This is a genomic window from Frankia sp. BMG5.60 (assembly GCF_059428125.1).
Map to the genome: position 1 here is coordinate 6,719,069 of NZ_CM182091.1, position 16,946 is coordinate 6,736,014.

General features: G+C 73.1%; 13 protein-coding genes. 8 read left to right on the top strand and 5 right to left on the bottom strand.

Going from position 1 to position 16,946, the window contains the following annotated elements; genetic code table 11:
- Window positions 1-25 precede the first annotated feature (25 nt).
- Window positions 26-907, bottom strand: coding sequence for a PKD domain-containing protein (locus AC5R91_RS27550; protein ID WP_495394189.1), 882 nt, complete (start codon window positions 905-907; stop codon window positions 26-28).
- A gap of 143 nt (window positions 908-1,050) precedes the next feature.
- Window positions 1,051-1,713 (bottom strand): hypothetical protein, encoded by a 663-nt coding sequence (locus AC5R91_RS27555; RefSeq protein ID WP_495394190.1) that lies wholly within the window; start codon window positions 1,711-1,713, stop codon window positions 1,051-1,053.
- 84 nt (window positions 1,714-1,797) lie between these two features.
- Between AC5R91_RS27555 and AC5R91_RS27560 the strand changes: the two genes are divergently transcribed.
- The gene (locus AC5R91_RS27560; protein ID WP_495394191.1) at window positions 1,798-2,982 is read left to right on the top strand and encodes a site-specific tyrosine recombinase XerD; all 1,185 of its coding nucleotides are present in this window, start codon (window positions 1,798-1,800) and stop codon (window positions 2,980-2,982) included.
- Between the two features lie 145 nt (window positions 2,983-3,127).
- Here the strand turns inward: AC5R91_RS27560 and AC5R91_RS27565 are convergent, their stop codons facing one another.
- Window positions 3,128-3,346 carry a hypothetical protein gene (locus tag AC5R91_RS27565; protein ID WP_009742848.1) on the bottom strand — a complete coding sequence of 73 codons (219 nt, stop codon included), beginning with the start codon at window positions 3,344-3,346 and terminating at the stop codon, window positions 3,128-3,130.
- 453 nt (window positions 3,347-3,799) lie between these two features.
- Between AC5R91_RS27565 and npdG the strand changes: the two genes are divergently transcribed.
- Both npdG and AC5R91_RS27575 read left to right on the top strand, forming a co-directional pair.
- Entirely contained in the window at window positions 3,800-4,483 is a 684-nt protein-coding gene (npdG, locus tag AC5R91_RS27570; protein WP_495394192.1) for an NADPH-dependent F420 reductase, read from the top strand.
- A gap of 14 nt (window positions 4,484-4,497) precedes the next feature.
- Entirely contained in the window at window positions 4,498-5,358 is an 861-nt protein-coding gene (locus tag AC5R91_RS27575; RefSeq protein ID WP_495394193.1) for a helical backbone metal receptor, read from the top strand.
- A 136-nt stretch (window positions 5,359-5,494) separates the two neighbouring features.
- Here AC5R91_RS27575 and panB read toward each other — a convergent pair whose 3' ends face one another.
- Window positions 5,495-6,406: a 3-methyl-2-oxobutanoate hydroxymethyltransferase gene (panB, locus tag AC5R91_RS27580; protein WP_495394194.1), complete on the bottom strand. Its 912-nt coding sequence runs from the start codon at window positions 6,404-6,406 to the stop codon at window positions 5,495-5,497.
- Window positions 6,407-6,705: 299 nt separating this feature from the next.
- Here panB and AC5R91_RS27585 point away from each other — a divergent pair, with 299 nt between their 5' ends.
- From AC5R91_RS27585 to AC5R91_RS27605, 5 genes are all read left to right on the top strand, one after another.
- Window positions 6,706-7,755, top strand: coding sequence for a TetR/AcrR family transcriptional regulator (locus AC5R91_RS27585; RefSeq protein ID WP_495394195.1), 1,050 nt, complete (start codon window positions 6,706-6,708; stop codon window positions 7,753-7,755).
- A 150-nt stretch (window positions 7,756-7,905) separates the two neighbouring features.
- Window positions 7,906-9,882 (top strand): threonine--tRNA ligase, encoded by a 1,977-nt coding sequence (gene thrS, locus AC5R91_RS27590; protein ID WP_495394196.1) that lies wholly within the window; start codon window positions 7,906-7,908, stop codon window positions 9,880-9,882.
- Between the two features lie 258 nt (window positions 9,883-10,140).
- Window positions 10,141-10,266 carry a hypothetical protein gene (locus AC5R91_RS27595; RefSeq protein WP_495394197.1) on the top strand — a complete coding sequence of 42 codons (126 nt, stop codon included), beginning with the start codon at window positions 10,141-10,143 and terminating at the stop codon, window positions 10,264-10,266.
- 222 nt (window positions 10,267-10,488) lie between these two features.
- On the top strand, window positions 10,489-11,847 hold the full coding sequence (gene glnA, locus AC5R91_RS27600; protein ID WP_041939652.1) for a type I glutamate--ammonia ligase: 1,359 nt from the start codon (window positions 10,489-10,491) through the stop codon (window positions 11,845-11,847).
- 10 nt (window positions 11,848-11,857) lie between these two features.
- The gene (locus tag AC5R91_RS27605; protein WP_495394198.1) at window positions 11,858-15,058 is read left to right on the top strand and encodes a bifunctional [glutamine synthetase] adenylyltransferase/[glutamine synthetase]-adenylyl-L-tyrosine phosphorylase; all 3,201 of its coding nucleotides are present in this window, start codon (window positions 11,858-11,860) and stop codon (window positions 15,056-15,058) included.
- 375 nt (window positions 15,059-15,433) lie between these two features.
- On the opposite strand, the gene glnII is transcribed toward AC5R91_RS27605, so the two are convergent.
- Window positions 15,434-16,507 (bottom strand): glutamine synthetase GlnII, encoded by a 1,074-nt coding sequence (glnII, locus tag AC5R91_RS27610; protein ID WP_495394199.1) that lies wholly within the window; start codon window positions 16,505-16,507, stop codon window positions 15,434-15,436.
- Between the last annotated feature and the right edge of the window lie 439 nt (window positions 16,508-16,946).

The window sequence follows — 16,946 nt, forward strand, 5'->3', positions numbered from 1 at the left end:
CTGTGGGCGTCGGCTGCTGTGGGCGTCAGTCGTTGTGGACCAGGACGCCGGCGGCCTCGTTGACGACGAGGCCCTGCGCGGCGGCGAGGGTCACCGGGTCCAGCGGGAAGGCCTCCGCGACGCCGGGCAGGGTGAACGTTCCGTCCCAGGTCACGGTGAGGGTCACCTGGTACTGGCCCGGCCGGGCGTACTCGTGCGACACGTACGCCTCGGGATGGTCACGCGGGGAGATCGCCGAGTCGTAGGGCCGCCCGGGCGCGTCGGGGCCGGTCTCGCCGTCGCCGAACTCCCAGCGGTAGTGGGGGATCGCGCTGATCGTGGCGATGACGGGCTGGTCGATGTTGAACGTGTACGACTCCGGCACGGGCGAGTAGAGGATCGTCGCCAGGTTCGCGAAGCTGCGCCCGGACGGCGCGATGACGATCGACGGTTTCGGCAGGAGCTTGTCCCGCAGGTAGTCGGCGAGCGCCGCCTGCACGGCCGCGAGCGGCACCGCGTTGTCGGGCAGCAGGTAGTTGTTGCACCCGGCCATCGTCTGGTCGAACTGGGCGCGTTCGGCGGGCGTCATCGCCGGGTCCGGGCCGACGAGCTCGTACAGCTCGCAGACCGCGGCCGGGTCGTCCGGGCAGGCCTGCCCGCAGGATGCCCGCCTCGGGACGCCCCCGTCGGCGCCGGCGGGGATCCGCTCGAGCACCCCGTCGTGGTATCGGTACTGGTAGCCGTTGGCGGTGGCCCGGGTGTCGCAGCTTCCCCAGAGCACGCCGACGCAGGGCACCCGGGTCTCGCCGCCGGGAGCCGCTTCGGCGCGGCCAGCGGTGGGCAGGCCCGGCAGCCCGGTCAGCCCCGGGCCGGGAAACAGGCCGCCGACACCCGCCAGCAGCCCGACCGCGACGGCGACCACCGCCATCCGGGCGAGCCACCGCCGGTCGGGCAGAGGCCGCCGGTCGGGCAGAGGCCGCCGGTCGGGCAGTGACCGCCGGTCGGAGGGCGGGCTCGGGCTGGCGAGTGCTCGCCGACCAGGCGGGGATTCCGAGGACGCGGGCGGGATCGTCATGCCGGCCCCGGGGCGTAGCGCAGGGTCTGGATGCGCCAGCCGTGCTGGGTGAGGGCGAGCTCGGCCGTGGCGGCCCGGGTGGGCACGCCGGGGGCGTCGGCGGCGCGGCGCCCGGCGAGGTCGAGCAGCCCGACGGCGCTGGTGTGCAGGGTGAAGGTCACGACGGAGACGAGCCCGGCCCGGGGCTGGGCGGACAGGTCGGTCAGGCGGTAGGCGGCGGCGTCGGCGTGCAGGCCGCGCTGTTGGAGCGAGCGGGTCACCCCGACGTCCAGGGCGCACGGTTGGCAGCCGGCCAGCGCGGTCGGCGTGATCACGGCGAGCCGGCCGGCCCGGGTGGCGTCGTTGATCTCGCGGAAGTACGCCTCGACCGTGCGGGCGGCCGCGGCGGGCGCGTCGTCGGAACCCCCGGCCGGGCCGGCCGCCGTCCCGGAGGAGCCGCCCGCGGACGAGCCGCCGACGGACGACGAGCCGCCGACGGACGGATTGCCGGTGGACGCCGCGCCCGGGCGGGCGGGGACGGCCGCGCCGGCGGGCTCGTGGCCGTCGCCGCCGCAACCCGTGAGCAGGCCCGCTCCCGACAGGAGGGCAAGTGTCGTGACGGCGGTGATGACGACCCCCAGCCGTGCGGCGCAGCGTGACGATTCGGCGTCCGTCCGCACAAGTCGCCAGAATAGCCGCAGGAGCCCGGCATGTGGATAGGCGCCAACGGAGAACGGTGCGCAGGTCCTACTATCAGTTTGATGATGGGAGTCACCGACGGCGACCGGGCATTCCGGATGCGCCCGCCTGCCGCGGCGGGCGGGCCGGTCGAGGCGGTGCGGCCGGGATCGCCGCCCGACGGCAGCGGGCCCGCCCACGCCCTCGATCATCCCGTGCCCTCGCAGCGGGGCACGCCGGGGAACGTCATCGCGCGTTATCTCCATCATCTGGAGGGCGAACGGGGACTCGCCCAGAACTCCGTCCTTGCCTACCGTCGCGATCTGCGCCGCTACCTGAACCACCTGTCGGCGCATGGCCTGTGCTCGTTGGACGCGGTCGGTGAGGCAGAGGTTGCCGGCTTCGCCGCCGCGTTGCGTGCGGGGGACGAGACCCATCCGCCGCTCGCCGCGGCATCGGTGGCGCGGATGCTCGTCGCGGTGCGCTCGCTGCACCGCTTCGCCGCCGAGGAGGGGGACGTCAGCGAGGACGTGTCCCGCCCGGTGCGACCGCCGACGCCGCCCCGCAAGCTGCCCAAGGCGCTCTCCGTCGACCAGGTGACCGCGGTGCTCGCCGCGGCCGCGGGCACCCCGCAGGCGGGGGTGGCGGGGGTGGCCGGCCGGGCCGAGGATCCCGCGCCGGCGCCGGTGGAACCCGCCGAGGCGGTCCGCCGGCTGCGCGCCACGGCGCTGCTGGAGCTGCTCTACGGGACCGGTGCGCGGATCTCCGAGGCGGTCGGGCTGGACGTCGACGATCTCGACCTGGAGGCCGCGGCGGTGCGGCTGCACGGCAAGGGCGGCCGGGACCGGATCGTTCCCCTGGGTCGGTGCGCCGTCGCCGCGCTCGCGGACTACCTGCGCCTGGGCCGGCCGAGCCTCGCGGGCCCCCGGTCGGGGGCGGCGGTCTTTCTCTCCCGGCGCGGCAACCGGCTGTCCCGGCAGAGCGCGTGGACGGTGCTGCGGACCGCGGCTGCTCAGGCCGGGGTCGACGGGGTCTCACCGCATGTGCTGCGGCATTCCTTCGCCACCCACCTGCTCGACGGGGGAGCAGACGTCCGGGTCGTCCAGGAGCTGCTGGGCCACGCCTCGGTCAGCACCACCCAGATCTACACCCTGGTGACGGTGGATCGGCTGCGGGAGGTGTATGCGACGTCACATCCTCGGGCGCTGGGCGCGGGCCCGCCCGCCGCCGCTGGCAGCGGCTGGCTACCCGGGCACTCGGCCGGCGGATGAGGGACTCCACCGGCGCCGCTACGACCGCGCCGGTCGTGCCCCTGTCGCGGGCGGCACGACACTCGGGCGGCACAGCTCGACGGGTGACCCTGCACGACGGGTGGCCCTGCCGCCGTGGTGACCGAGCGTGCCCGGAACCGGCCGCTCAGGACGGGGTGTAGGGCCCCAGGCTCGGCATGCCGTTCGACGGCGCCGACGTCGGCACCCCGCCGACTCCGCCGACCGCCTGCGTGCTGCGCTCGGCGAGAGTCTCGCCCACCTTGCGTGCGATCGCTTCCATCAGGCGCAGCGCCTGCGGCAGCGACAGGTTCAGCACCACTTCGCTGTCGTTCGTCATCGCGAAGCGAACCGATACGTCCGCCATTGCTCGACCTCTCTCGCCTGATTCGGAAGATCTGCTCGATGCGTGTGGAACGGAACGGTACGGCCCATCTGGGACCAATGCACGCCCGGGGTTGCCGTGGACGCCACCGTTCTCGCTCGGCGTATGCGCTCGCTCACCTATCGTGGTCGTCCAGGTGTTGTAGCTGTCAGTCACCTGCGCTGCTCCTCTGCCGGTAGCGACGTGTGTGGGCCCCGTCGGGTCTGGCCGAAGTCCCGGCCGGGTGGGGGCGGGCGAAGCAAACACGTAGCTGTCCCGTTGTTCATGCATAGTCCCTCATTGCCCCCGGCTGGCCGCGAGGGGGTGGGGCCGTGGCTGGACGTCGCGCCGGAGGGTGAACGTCCCGGTTCCCACCGTTCGACAAAGGTCCGGGAACGGATTCACGGCCGGTCATGGATTCGCGCGGCGAACGGCCCGGTCGGGCAGGATGACAGGGTGACTTCGACTGACCGCGTCCTCCCGGACGTCCCCGCACTGACGATCGGCATCCTCGGCGGCTCGGGGCCGCAGGGCGGCGGCCTCGGCCTGCGATTCGCCGCAGCCGGCCACCTCGTCCTGATCGGCTCCCGGTCGACCGAGCGCGGCCAGGAGGCGGCGGCCAAGCTCGCCGGCCCCGGGCGTCGCATCGAGGGTGCCGACAATGCCACCGTCGCGCAGCGTGCCGACATCGTGATCATCGCCGTCCCGTGGGACGGTCACCGGGAGACGCTCGAGGCGCTGCGGGAGCCGCTCGCCGGGAAGATCGTCATCGACTGCGTCAACCCGATGGGCTTCGACTCCGGCGGCGCCTTCGCGCTGGCGGTGCCCGAGGGCAGCGCCGCCCAGCAGGCCGCCGCCGTCCTGCCGGACAGCACCGTCGTGGGCGCCTTTCACCATGTCTCCGCCGTGCTGCTTGCCGACGAGTCGGTCGCGAAGATCGACACCGACATCCTCGTGCTCGGGGACGACCGGGCCGCCACCGACCTGGTCGCCGCGCTCGCCGAGCGCATCCCCGGGATGCGTGGCATCTACGCCGGCAAGCTGCGCAACGCCGGCCAGGTCGAGGCGCTGACCGCGAACCTGATCTCGGTCAACCGCCGATACAAGTCGCACGCCGGCCTGCGCATCACCGACGTCTGACCGCCGCGCGGACGATGCGGACAGGGTCCGACCCGGGCGCCGCGCCTCACGGCGACCTGAGCTACGACGACCTCGGCCACCCGGTGCGGATTGCCGCACCGGTGGGCCGGGTGGTCTCGCTCGTGCCCAGCCTGACCGAGTCGATCGCGCTCTCCGCGCCGGGTCTGCTGGTGGGGGCAACCGACTGGTGCAGCCATCCGCCGGGACTCGCGGTGGCCCGGGTACGCGGAACGAAGAATCCGGACGTCGACGCGGTCGTCGCGCTCGCCCCGGACCTGGTCTGCGCCAACGCCGAGGAGAACCGCGAGTCCGACCTCGCGGCCCTGCGCGCCGCCGGCCTCGCCGTATGGGTGACGGCGCCGAACACCGTCGAGGCGGCCCTGGACAGCCTTGACCGGATGCTGCGGCTGGCCTGCGGCCTACCGCGCCCCGCCTGGCTCGGCGCCGCCCGGGCGGCCTGGGCCGACACCGCCGACACCGCCACCAACGCGGCTGCCACCAACGCGGCTGCCACCAACGCGGCCGCCGTCGACGCCGCGCGCCCCGGCCCGCGCCGCCGCGCCCTGGTGCCGATCTGGCGCCGCCCGTGGATGGCGGTCGGGCGCGACACCTTCACCGGCGACGTGCTGCGCCGCCTCGGGGTGGACAACGTGCTGGCGGACTCCCCGCAGCGCTACCCGCGGTTTGATCCGGCCCACCTCCCACCGCACGACCTCGTCGTGCTGCCCGACGAGCCGTACGCCTTCAGCCCGACCGACGGGCCCGAGGCGTTCGCCGCCCCCGCGGTCTGCGTCCCCGGCCGCCTGCTGACCTGGTACGGACCGTCGCTGGTGGCGGCGCGCTACGAACTTGCGGCGGCGCTGGCCCGCGCCTGACCGCCCGACCCCGGCGCGCCGACGTCTCGGGCTTGGCCGGGCCGGGCCGGGCCGGGCTGGGGCCGGTGGCCGGACGGTCGGTGGCCAGATCGTGGCGGTCCGCGAACGGCCACCGACCGTCGGCATCAGCGGGCGATCAGTAGCTGTGCTCGACCGTCGGGTACTGGCCGCCGCGCACCTCGTCGCGGTAGGTGCGCACGGCGTCGCCGAGCACGGTGCGCAGGTCGGCGTAGCGCTTCACGAAGCGGGGGACGTGCCCGCCGCTCAGCCCGGCCATGTCCTGCCAGACCAGCACCTGCGCGTCGCAGTCGGCGCCGGCGCCGATCCCGACGGTGGCGATGTGCAGCTCCTTGGTGACGCGCGCGGCGAGATCCGCGGGCACCACCTCCAGCACGACCGCGAACGCGCCGGCGGCCTCGATCGCCAGCGCGTCGGCGAGCAGGACCTCGCCCGCCTCGTCCCGACCCTGCACCCGGTAGCCGCCCAGGGCGTGGATGCTCTGCGGGGTCAGGCCGAGATGGCCGATCACCGGGATGCCCGCGCCGACGAGCGCGGCGACCGCCGGGGCGACCCGCGCGCCGCCCTCGAGCTTCACCGCCTGGGCGCCGCCCTCCTTGAGGAACCTGGTGGCGGTCGCGAGCGCCTGCTCCGGGCCGGCCTGGTACGACCCGAACGGCAGGTCGGCAACGACCATCGCGTGCGGCGCGCCGCGCACCACGGCGCGCACGAGCGGGATCAGCTCGTCGACCGTGACCGGCACGGTCGTGTCGTAGCCGTAGACCACGTTGGCGGCCGAGTCCCCGACCAGGAGGACGGGGATCTCGGCCTCGTCGAAGACGGTGGCGGTGGTGAAGTCGTACGCGGTGAGCATCGACCATTTCTCGCCCCGGCTCTTCGCCGCCGCCACGTCGCGGACCGTGAACCGCGACCGGCGCGGCGGCCGGGTTCCGGCCGGCGCGCCGTAGAGCGTCGCCGCCGTGTCCGGAGAGTCCGCGGGCCGCGGGTGGTCGTCGGATGTCTGGTTACGGACAGTGCCTGACGAATCCATGAGCACTCCTGATGCGTCCGTCCGGGCGCTGGGCGTCCCGGCGTGCTGTCCATGCTGCCACGGTCGGGCCCGCCCGCCGAGTGGCGAAATCGGTGCGCACCGCACACCCGGGTGGAATGGAACCGCCCGCCACGCCGCTGCCATGGCAAACGGATGCGTCTGGGCCTCCGGGCACGTATGCTGATCTTGAAATGCGGCGGGAGAACACGGCGCGACCAGGTAGCGGGTGGCCTATCCATGCGGATGCATCGGCACGGTGGTGACGGGATGGATGGCAGAGCAGACGGAGGACGCGCCGGATGACGACCGCGGATGCGCGCCCCCCGCGTCCCCGGCGTCCGGCCGATCGCGTGCCCTCCGGGGTGAAGCCCGCGCGCTCTCCCGGCCGGCCCCGAGATCCGCGCTGCGATGAGGCGATCCTCGACGCCGCCCTGCACGAGCTGGCCACCGTCGGGTTCGCCGGCCTGTCGATGGAGGCGGTGGCGACCGGCGCCGGCGTCGGCAAGGCCACCGTCTACCGGCGCTGGCCGACGAAGGACGCCCTGATCGTCGACGCCCTCGGCACGCTGGCCGACAGCGTGGACGCCGTCGAGACCGGCTCCCTGCGCGATGACCTCGTGGCCTGGCTCAACGCCCTGCGCCGGCACAACATCCAGTCCTTGTCCGGGCGCATCATGCCCAGGCTCGCCGCGGAGCGGTCCACCCATCCGGAGCTGTTCGCCACCTACTCGCAGAAGGTGATCGAGCCCTCCCGGCAGCGCGCGGCCGACCTGCTGCGCCGGGGTGTCGACTCGGGGGAGCTCGCCGCCGATGTCGATGTGGACCTGATCGTCGACATGCTCATCGGCCCGGTCGCCTACCGCCAGTACATGAGTGGCAACCGTGAGGTGAGTGGCACTCGTATCGGCACGATCGTCGACACCGTGCTCGGTGGCATCCTGCGCCGTGACCCCGGGGTGCCGGGAACCGGCGCGGGCCCGGATGCCGCCCCCGGCGCCGACGACCCGGACGGCGGCCCGCGGGGTCCGGGCCGTCCCGACGGGCCGGCCTCGGGGGGCCCCGCGGGGGCGGGCACCCTCGCTGATCCGGCCGCCCTTCCGGCCGCTCATCCGAACACCGGCGGCGGCTCGGACTCCGGCGTCTACCCGGTTGGCGGTTCGTACTCGGTTGGCGGTTCGTACAGCGTTGGCGGTTCGTACAGCGTTGGCGGTCCGCGGGGCCATGGCGGGGGGACCTACCCGACCCGGGCCGTGCGCGGCGTGGCCAGCCGGCATGGCTCCGGCGGGACGCACCGGCTGACCGGGCCGGTCGTCACCAACGGGCGCGGCGGGGCGGACTCGTCACCCTGAGTGTAAACGCCTTGGGGGCCTTGTCCGGGCGCGGGTAGCATCGCGATCGGGCCAGGAAGGCCCGCCGTGGGGTCGCCCGCAGGGCCGGCGACACGTCGTCGGCGCGGTGATCCCCGCGCACGTGTGTCCTATCGCAACAGGAGACTTTCGGTGTCCGACGTCCGCGTTACCGTCCAGCACGCCCAGCGTAGCGATCCGCGGGTGGTGCCGACCGGGACGACGGCCGCCGACCTGTTCGCCGACGACCGCGACGTCATCGCCGCCCTGGTGGACGGCCAGCAGCGTGATCTCGCGCATGTCCTCGACGACGGCGCCGTCGTCGAGCCCATCGCGATCGACTCGCCGACCGGCCGGGCCATCGTGCGGCACTCCGCCGCGCACGTCGTCGCCCAGGCCGTCCAGGAACTGTTCCCGAAGGCCCGGCTCGGCATCGGCCCGCCGATCGACAACGGCTTCTACTACGACTTCGACGTCGAGACGCCGTTCACCCCGGATGACCTGAAGGCCATCGAGAAGAAGGCCCAGGCCATCATCAAGGCGGGTCAGCGGTTCTCCCGCCGGGTGGTCACCGAGGAGCAGGCCCGCGCCGAGCTCGCCGCCGAGCCGTACAAGATCGAGCTGATCGGGCTGAAGTCGAGCGCGGGCGAGGATGCCGAGGCCAGCGTCGAGGTCGGCGCCGGCGAACTGACGATCTATGACAACCTCGACGCGAAGACCGGCGAGCTGTGCTGGAAGGACCTCTGCCGGGGACCGCACGTGCCGAGCACCCGGTCGATCCCGGCGTTCGCGATCCTGCGCTCAGCGGCGGCCTACTGGCGGGGCAGCGAGAAGAACCCGCAGCTCCAGCGCATCTACGGCACCGCGTGGGAGTCCCGCGACGCACTCAAGGCCTACCAGACGAGGCTCGCCGAGGCCGAGAAGCGCGACCACCGCCGCCTCGGCGCCGAGCTGGACCTGTTCTCCTTCCCGACCGAGATCGGGCCGGGCCTGGCCGTGTTCCACCCCAAGGGCGGCGCGATCCGCACCGCCATGGAGGACTACGCGCGGCGCCGGCACATCGAGGGTGGCTACTCGTTCGTCAACACCCCGCACATCACCAAGTCGGACCTGTACGAGATCTCCGGTCACCTCGACTGGTTCGCCGACGGCATGTACCCGCCCATGGAGCTCGACGGCGGCGCCGACTACTACCTCAAGCCGATGAACTGCCCGATGCACATCCTGATCTACCGGTCGCGGGGCCGGTCGTATCGGGAGCTGCCGCTGCGGCTGTTCGAGTTCGGCACGGTCTATCGGTACGAGAAGTCCGGCGTCGTGCACGGCCTGACCCGGGTGCGCGGGCTCACCCAGGACGACGCCCACCTGTTCTGCGCCCGCGAGCAACTGCCCGCCGAGCTCGACAGCGTGCTGAACTTCGTCCTGGGGCTGCTGCGGGACTACGGCCTGAGCGACTTCTACCTGGAGCTGTCGACCAAGCCGGAGGGCAAGGCCGTCGGCACCGACGCCGAATGGGAGGAGGCCACCGAACTGCTGCGCGCCGCGGCGCAGAAGCAGGACCTGGAGCTCGTCATGGACCCGGGCGGCGGCGCGTTCTACGGCCCGAAGATCTCCGTGCAGGCCCGCGACGCCATCGGCCGAACCTGGCAGTTGTCTACCATCCAGGTCGACTTCCAGCTACCGCAGCGCTTTGACCTGGAGTACCAGGCCGCGGACGGCACCCGCCAGCGCCCCTTCATGATCCACCGAGCGTTGTTCGGGACCATCGAGCGCTTCCTCGCCATCCTGCTCGAGCACTACGCCGGGGCGCTGCCGCCGTGGCTGGCCCCGGTTCAGGTGGTCGGCATCCCGATCACCGACGAGCACGTGCCCTACCTCGACGGCGTGGCCGCGAAGCTGGCCGCCCACGGCATCCGGGTGGAGGTCGACTCCTCCGACGACCGGATGCAGAAGAAGATCCGCACGGCGCAGAGGCAGAAGGTCCCCTTCATGCTGCTCGCCGGGGACGAGGACGTCGCCAAGGGTGCGGTGTCGTTCCGGTTCCGCGACGGCTCCCAGCGCAATGGCGTGCCCGTCGACGACGCCGTCGCCGAGATCCTCGACGCCGTCACCCGCCGCATCCAGGTCTGAACCACCGTCCCTCCACGTCCTACCCGGGTACGGACGTGGAGGGACAGCCCGTGTCCGGATGAGCTCGCCTTCCGGAGTCGCATCCAGTGTGCGAATTCTGGATGCAGGCTTCGGACGGACCCCGGGGGGTCTGGAACGACGCTGGCGACCCCACTTCTTCGGCCGCGACGCACGGCTGCCCTGGGCGAACCAGACCGACTATCTCAAGGTGATCGTCAAACAGGCGTTGCGGGGTTCGGGAAGTCGCCCTCCGATGTGGTGAGTCCGGGGTTGGAGGTCGGCCTGCTGCACATCGACTCCGGCTCCCGGGACGAGGCCGAGCGTTACCGAGTCCCGGAGCTCTACCGGAAGGCGCTGGGAATGGGCCGCAAAGGCCAGGCCTGAGTTCTGTCTCCACCTCGCCCCGTCGGCAGCATGATCCGCGGTGCGGCCGCGGGTTGCGGGGTAGACCCTGCGGTAGGTGCTGCGGGCAGGATGTGACGCGCCGTTGGCGGGCCGGTTGCCGGCACGCAACATCACGACGGCGGAGCGATGTCCTCGCTATGGTCGGGTCAGGCTGACCGGGCGGCCCGTATGGTCGAGTCCCCACCTCAGCGCGGAGGCACCATGGACAAGCAGCAGGAGTTCGTTCTACGGACTCTGGAGGAGCGGGACATCCGCTTCGTTCGGCTCTGGTTCACCGACGTGCTCGGCTACCTGAAGTCGGTGGAGATCGCGCCCGCCGAGCTTGAGGGCGCGCTCGCCGAGGGCATCGGTTTCGACGGTTCCGCGATCGAGGGTTTTGCCCGGGTGCACGAGGCCGACATGCTGGCCCGGCCGGACCCCTCCACGTTCCAGGTACTTCCGTGGCGCGGTGAGCATCCGCTCACCGCTCGGATGTTCTGTGACCTGATCATGCCGGACGGGGCGCCGGCCGCCACGGACTCGCGGTGGGTGCTGCGCCGCGCCCTGGCCCGGGCGGCGGATGCGGGTTTCACCTTCTACACACATCCCGAAATCGAGTTCTTCCTGCTCAAGGAGCCGCCGAAGCGCGGCGGTCCGATGCCGGCACCGGTCGACGAGTCGGGGTACTTCGACCTCACGCCGAACGACATCAGCCATGACTTCCGGCAGCAGGCGATCAGCATGCTGGAGCGGCTGGGTATCTCGGTGGAGTTCAGCCATCACGAGGTCGCGCCCGGACAGCAGGAGATCGACCTGCGTTACGCCGACGCCCTCACCATCGCGGACAACATCATGACCTTCCGGCAGGTGGTGAAGGAGGTGGCACTGCGGCAGGGAATCTACGCCACCTTCATGCCGAAGCCGTTCGGCGATCAGGCCGGTTCGGGCATGCACACCCACCTCAGCCTTTTCGAGGGTGACCGCAACGCGTTCCACGACCCGACCGACGAATACCAGCTTTCGAAGGTCGCGAAGGCGTTCATCGCCGGTCTGCTTACGCACGCCGCGGAGATCACGGCGGTGACGAACCAGTGGGTGAACTCCTACAAGCGGCTCATCGGCGACCAGCGCCTCGGCGAGGTGCTGGAGGCGCCCGCCTACGTGTGCTGGGGCCACAACAACCGGTCGGCCCTGGTGCGGGTGCCGCTGTACAAGCTGCACAAGTCGCAGGCCACCCGGGTGGAGTTCCGGCTGCCGGACAGCGCCTGCAATCCCTACCTCACCTTCGCCCTGGTGCTGGCCGCCGGGCTGCGGGGTGTTCAGGGCGGTTACGACCTGCCCGCGCCGGCGGCCGACGACGTGTGGACGCTCACCGACGTCCAGCGTCAGGAGCGGGGGATCACCGCCCTGCCGGGCTCGCTGGCCGAGGCGATCACGGTGATGGAACGCTCCTCGCTGGTGCGCGAGACCCTCGGCGACGAGCTGTTCGAGTTCTTCCTGCGGAACAAGCGGGCCGAGTGGCAGGACTACCGCCGGCAGGTGACGCCGTTCGAGATCGACCGCTACCTGCCCGTGCTGTGAGCGTTGCGGCATGCGTGTCGAATGGCCGGGGGTCCCGCCCGGGTCCGGCGCGCCGCCCGCGGCGGACCATCCGCGCGGCAGCTCGGTAGCCGCCCAGCTCGCCCGGCTCGGCTTCAGCGACGTCGACCAGGTGGCGGCGACCATGGAGCGGCTCGGCCTGCTCGGAGGCTCGGCGGCGCCGACCGGTGGGGATGGGCCGACCGGTGGGGATGGGCCGACCGGTGGGGATGGGCCGACCGGTGGGGATGGGGCGACCGGTGGGGATGGGCGGGCCGGCTCCGGCGGGGAGGTCCGGCTCGCGGCGAACGTCGTGGTCGGCGCCCTGGCCGCGGCGGCAGACCCCGACCTTGCGCTCGCCGCGCTGGACCGGCTCGTCGACGCGCTCGGCCCGGCCCGCGGGCGGGGACTTGTCGCGGACCTGGCCAAGCACGCCGGGTTGCGGGAACGGCTGTGCGCCGTGCTCGGCGCGAGCCGCGCGCTCGGCGATCACCTGGCCCGCCATCCCGGGGACTGGCGGGTGTTGCGGCCCGACGAGCTGGTGGGCGCCCCGCCCGAGGCCGGCCGGGTGCGGGCGGCGCTGCTGCGCGCGGTCGGCGCCGACGCCGCCGATCCGGCGCCCTGCGCCGCCGACGACCGGCCGGCGACCCTCGACGCGCTGCGCGTCGCCTACCGCCGGGCGCTGCTCGTCGTCGCCGCCCGAGACCTCACCGGCGCGGTGGCGCTGGACGACGCCACCACGGAGCTCGCCGACCTGGCCGGCTCGGCGCTCGACGCGGCGCTGGCGATCGCCCGCGCCGGCCTCGACCCGGACCTGCCCCCGGTCCGGCTCGCCGTCATCGGCATGGGCAAGTGCGGGGGCCGGGAGCTGAACTACGTCAGCGACGTCGATGTCCTGTTCGTCGCCGAGCCGGCGGCCGGCGGGGAGGCGGCAGACGGGGAGGCGGCGCTGCGGGCCGCGACGCGGATGGCCGAGGGGCTGGTGCGGGCGGCGGGGCTGGTGACCTCCGCAGGCGCGTTGTTCCAGGTCGACGTCGGCCTGCGCCCGGAGGGCCGCGACGGCGTCCTGGTGCGCACCCTCGACAGCCACCGCACCTACTACCGCCGCTGGGCCCGGACCTGGGAGTTCCAGGCCCTGCTCAAGGCCCGCCCGATCGCCGGCGACCTGGTGCTCGGCGCGGAGTTCTGTGCCATGGTCGCGCCGCTGGTCTGGACCGCCGCCTCCCGGCCGGACTTCGTCGCCGACGTGCGGGCGATGCGCCGCCGGGTCGAATCGTCGCTGTCGCGCGCGGAAGCCGAGCGCAACCTCAAGCTTGGCCCGGGCGGGCTGCGCGACGTCGAGTTCGCCGTCCAGCTCCTGCAGCTCGTCCACGGTCGGGTGGACGCGAAGCTGCGGGAGGGCTCGACGCTCGCCGCCCTCGACGGCCTCGCCCGCGGTGGGTACGTGGGCCGGCGCGACGCCGCCGACCTCACCGAGGCGTACCGCTTCCTGCGCAACGCCGAGCACCGGCTCCAGCTTCAGCGCCTGCGCCGGGTGCACAGCCTGCCGCGGGATCCGGGCGAGCTGCGCTGGCTCGCCCGGTCGATGGGGATGCGTAGCGCCCAGGACTTCGCCGACGCCCACGCCCGGATCGTGCGCACCGTGCGGTCACTGCACCAGAAGCTGTTCTACGCCCCGCTGCTGGAGGCGGTCGCCCGGCTGTCGACCGAGGAGGTCCGGCTGTCCCACGCCGAGGCGCAGCAGTGGCTCGCCGCGCTGGGTTTCGCCGCCCCCGACCGCTCACTGCGCCACATCGAGGCGTTGATCAGCGGGGTGAGCCGGACGGCCGCGATCCAGCGGCATCTGCTACCGACGTTGCTGCCGACCCTCGCCGACGCGCCCGATCCCGACGCGGGCCTGCTGGCCTACCGCCGGGTCAGCGAGGCGCTCGGCCGCGCCCCGTGGTACCTACGGCTGCTGCGCGACTCCGCCGGCGCCGCCGACCGGCTCGCCCGGGTCCTCGCCACCAGCCGGTACGTCGCGGACCTGATGACGCGGGCGCCCGAATCGGTCCGGCTGCTGCGCACGGAGGCCGACCTCGTCCCGGTGCCGCGAGAGACGCTCAGCCGGACGATGCTCGCGATCGCGCACCGCAACCCCGACTGGGAGGACGCTGTCGGCCGGGCCCGGGCGGTGCGCCGGGAGGAGCTGGTCCGGGTGGCCTGCGCCGATCTGCTCGGCCTGCTCGACGTGGCCGCGGTCGGGCGGGCCCTGGCGGACGCCGCCGCCGCCACCGTCACCGCGACGTTGCTCGTCGCGGAGCGCAGGATCGCCGGGGGCGATCCCACCGGCCTGCCGGTGCGGATCTCCGTCATCGCGATGGGGCGGCTCGGCGGAGCGGAGATGTCCTACGGCAGTGACGCCGACGTCCTGTTCGTGCACGAGGCCCGACCGGGCCACTCGGCGCAGCAGGCGCACCGGGCCGCCGCCGAGGTGATCGGGGAGTTGCACCGGCTGCTCGCCGTACCCGGCCCGGATCCGGCGCTCCGGCTGGACACGACGCTGCGCCCGGAGGGCCGCAGCGGCGTCCTGTCGCGCACCCTCGACGCCTACGACGCCTACTATCGCCGCTGGTCGCAGGACTGGGAGTCGCAGGCGCTGCTGCGGGCGCGGCCGCTGGCGGGGGATCCCGAGCTCGCCTACCGGTTCTGCCGGCTCGCCGACACGGTGCGCTACCCGACGGCGCTGCCGGCGGCGACGATCGATGAGATCATCCGACTTCGCGGTCGGATGCGGCGCGAGCGGATCCCCCGCGGGGTCGATCCCACCCGCCACCTGAAGTTCGGTCCCGGCGGGCTCACCGACGTGGAGTGGGCGGTGCAGCTTCTCCAGCTTCGCCACGGCCGGCAGGTCCCGTCGCTGCGCACCACCTCGACGCTCGACGGCCTGCGGGCCGCGGTGCTCGCCGGGCTGCTCGGTGAGGCGGAGGCGGGTGACCTGCAGGCGGCCTGGCTGTCGGCGTCGCGGCTGCGCAACGCGAGCACGCTCGCGGGCTGGCCGCGGCCGGACGTGGTTCCCGATCGTCCGGCGGCCCTGGAGGCGACGGCGCGGGCCGCGGGCTGGCCGGCGGACGGCGCGGGCGACCTCGTCGCCGAGTACCGGCGGCTGGCGACGCGGGCCGAGGCGGTCGTCGCGGACGTCTTCGCGCGGGAGCGGACCGCCGAGTTCGGCTGAGCCCCGCCGCCCGCTCAGGACCGCCGAGTCCGGCTGAACGCCGCCGCCCGCCGCGGACCCCTGCGGACCGCCGCCGGCTCCGGCGCGCCGCCGGCTCCGGTCCGATCTCGGGGGCATGGATCCGCCCCGGGACGCCGACAGGCCGGCCGTCCGAGGGAAGCCTCGGACGGCCGGCCTGTCGCCTGCCACCTCACGTCGCGCGGTGCGCACCGTTGCGGGAACCGGGGGATCGGGGCGCCGGCGCTCCCCCGCGCGAGCGCCCCGGCCATGACGCGATGTCTGCCCAGCCGCGTCGACCTGTCTCCGCCGCGCCGGCATGTCTCCGGCCCGGCGGGCTGCTCGGCCGATCGGTCCGGGCAGACGTGTCGGTCAGGCTCAGACGCTGACCTCGGCGGGCGCCGGAGTGGTCTGTGACGGCACGAACAGGGTCGGCTTGTCGCCGGCCAGGGCGCTGCAGCAGGTGTCGACGATGAGCGCGGTGACCAGGTACGGGTCCATGTTCGCGTTCGGACGACGGTCCTCCAGCCAGCCCTTCTTGGCCTTCTCGACGGCCCAGGGAATGCGGACCGAGGCGCCGCGGTCCGAGGCGCCCCAGGAGTACTTGTTCCAGGGGGCGGTCTCGTGCTTGCCGGTCAGCCGGTCCTGGATGCCGTTGCCGTAGTGGGTGACGTGCTCCATGACGCGCGTGCCGAGCGCCTCGCAGCACGTGACGATGGCGTCCCAGCCCTCCATCGTCTGCTTGGTGGAGAAGTTGGTGTGCGCGCCTGCACCGTTCCAGTCACCGGGGATCGGCTTCGCGGCGAAGGACACCTCGACGCCGTACTCCTCGGCGATCCGGTGCAGCAGCCAGCGGCCCAACCAGATCTGGTCGCCGATGGCGGGCGCCGGCAGGACGCCGATCTGGAACTCCCACTGGCCCATCATGACTTCGGCGTTGGTGCCCTCGATGGCGAGGCCGGCGTCGAGGCAGGCCTGGGTGTGCCTCTCGACGATCTCGCGACCGGGCATCTTCGAGCCACCGACACCGCAGTAGTACGGACCCTGCGGCGCGGGGTACCCGACCTCCGGCCAGCCGTACGGGCGGCCGTCCTTGAAGAAGGTGTACTCCTGCTCGATGCCGAACATCGGCGACATGTCGGCGTACTTCTCGGCGACGGCGCGGGTGGCCGCCCGGGTGTTCGTCGGGTGGGGCGTGAAGTCGGTCAGCTCGACCTCGCACAGCACCAGGATGTTGTCGCCACCCCGGATCGGGTCGGGCGTCTTGAAGACGGGACGCAGCACGCAGTCCGAGTTCGATCCCGGCGCCTGGTTGGTGCTCGAGCCGTCGAAGCCCCAGATCTCCGGGTCCTTGCCCTTCTTGATGATGCGGGTCTTGCTGCGCATCAGGGGCTCCGGCTCGGTGCCGTCGATCCAGATGTATTCGGCCTGAATGAAATCGGCCTTGCTCACTCAATACTCCCCGTGGTTGGTCCTGCACGAAACGGAGCGACTTCGTGATCGGCCTGGGGGAGGCCGACCCAGGCCGCGTGGACGGGAGGGTTCGGTCGGAGCTTCGTCGGGCCCCGTTACCGCCTCGTTCCGTGATTGTTAATTCTTCGTCTCTGGTGCGTCACGGATGGTATTGGCGGCCCGACCAGGGCATTGGTTCGCCGAAGCCGTTCGGCCGGCCGTCCCAAGGTGGTGGGCGCCAATTTTCCCGGTCCCGCCCGGGCAGCGCGGAGTATTTCGCTCGGCGGGTGCCCGCGACCATGTGGGAGGCCTGCTCCGGCGCTGCTGGAACGGGGCCTGGAGAGGCGGTCGGCGGGAATCTCCGCCGGTTCTCGGCCGGTGCGCGCGGTGCCCCGGCCGCGCGGCCGGGTTTCTCGACCCGGCCGGCGGCGAAGGTGAC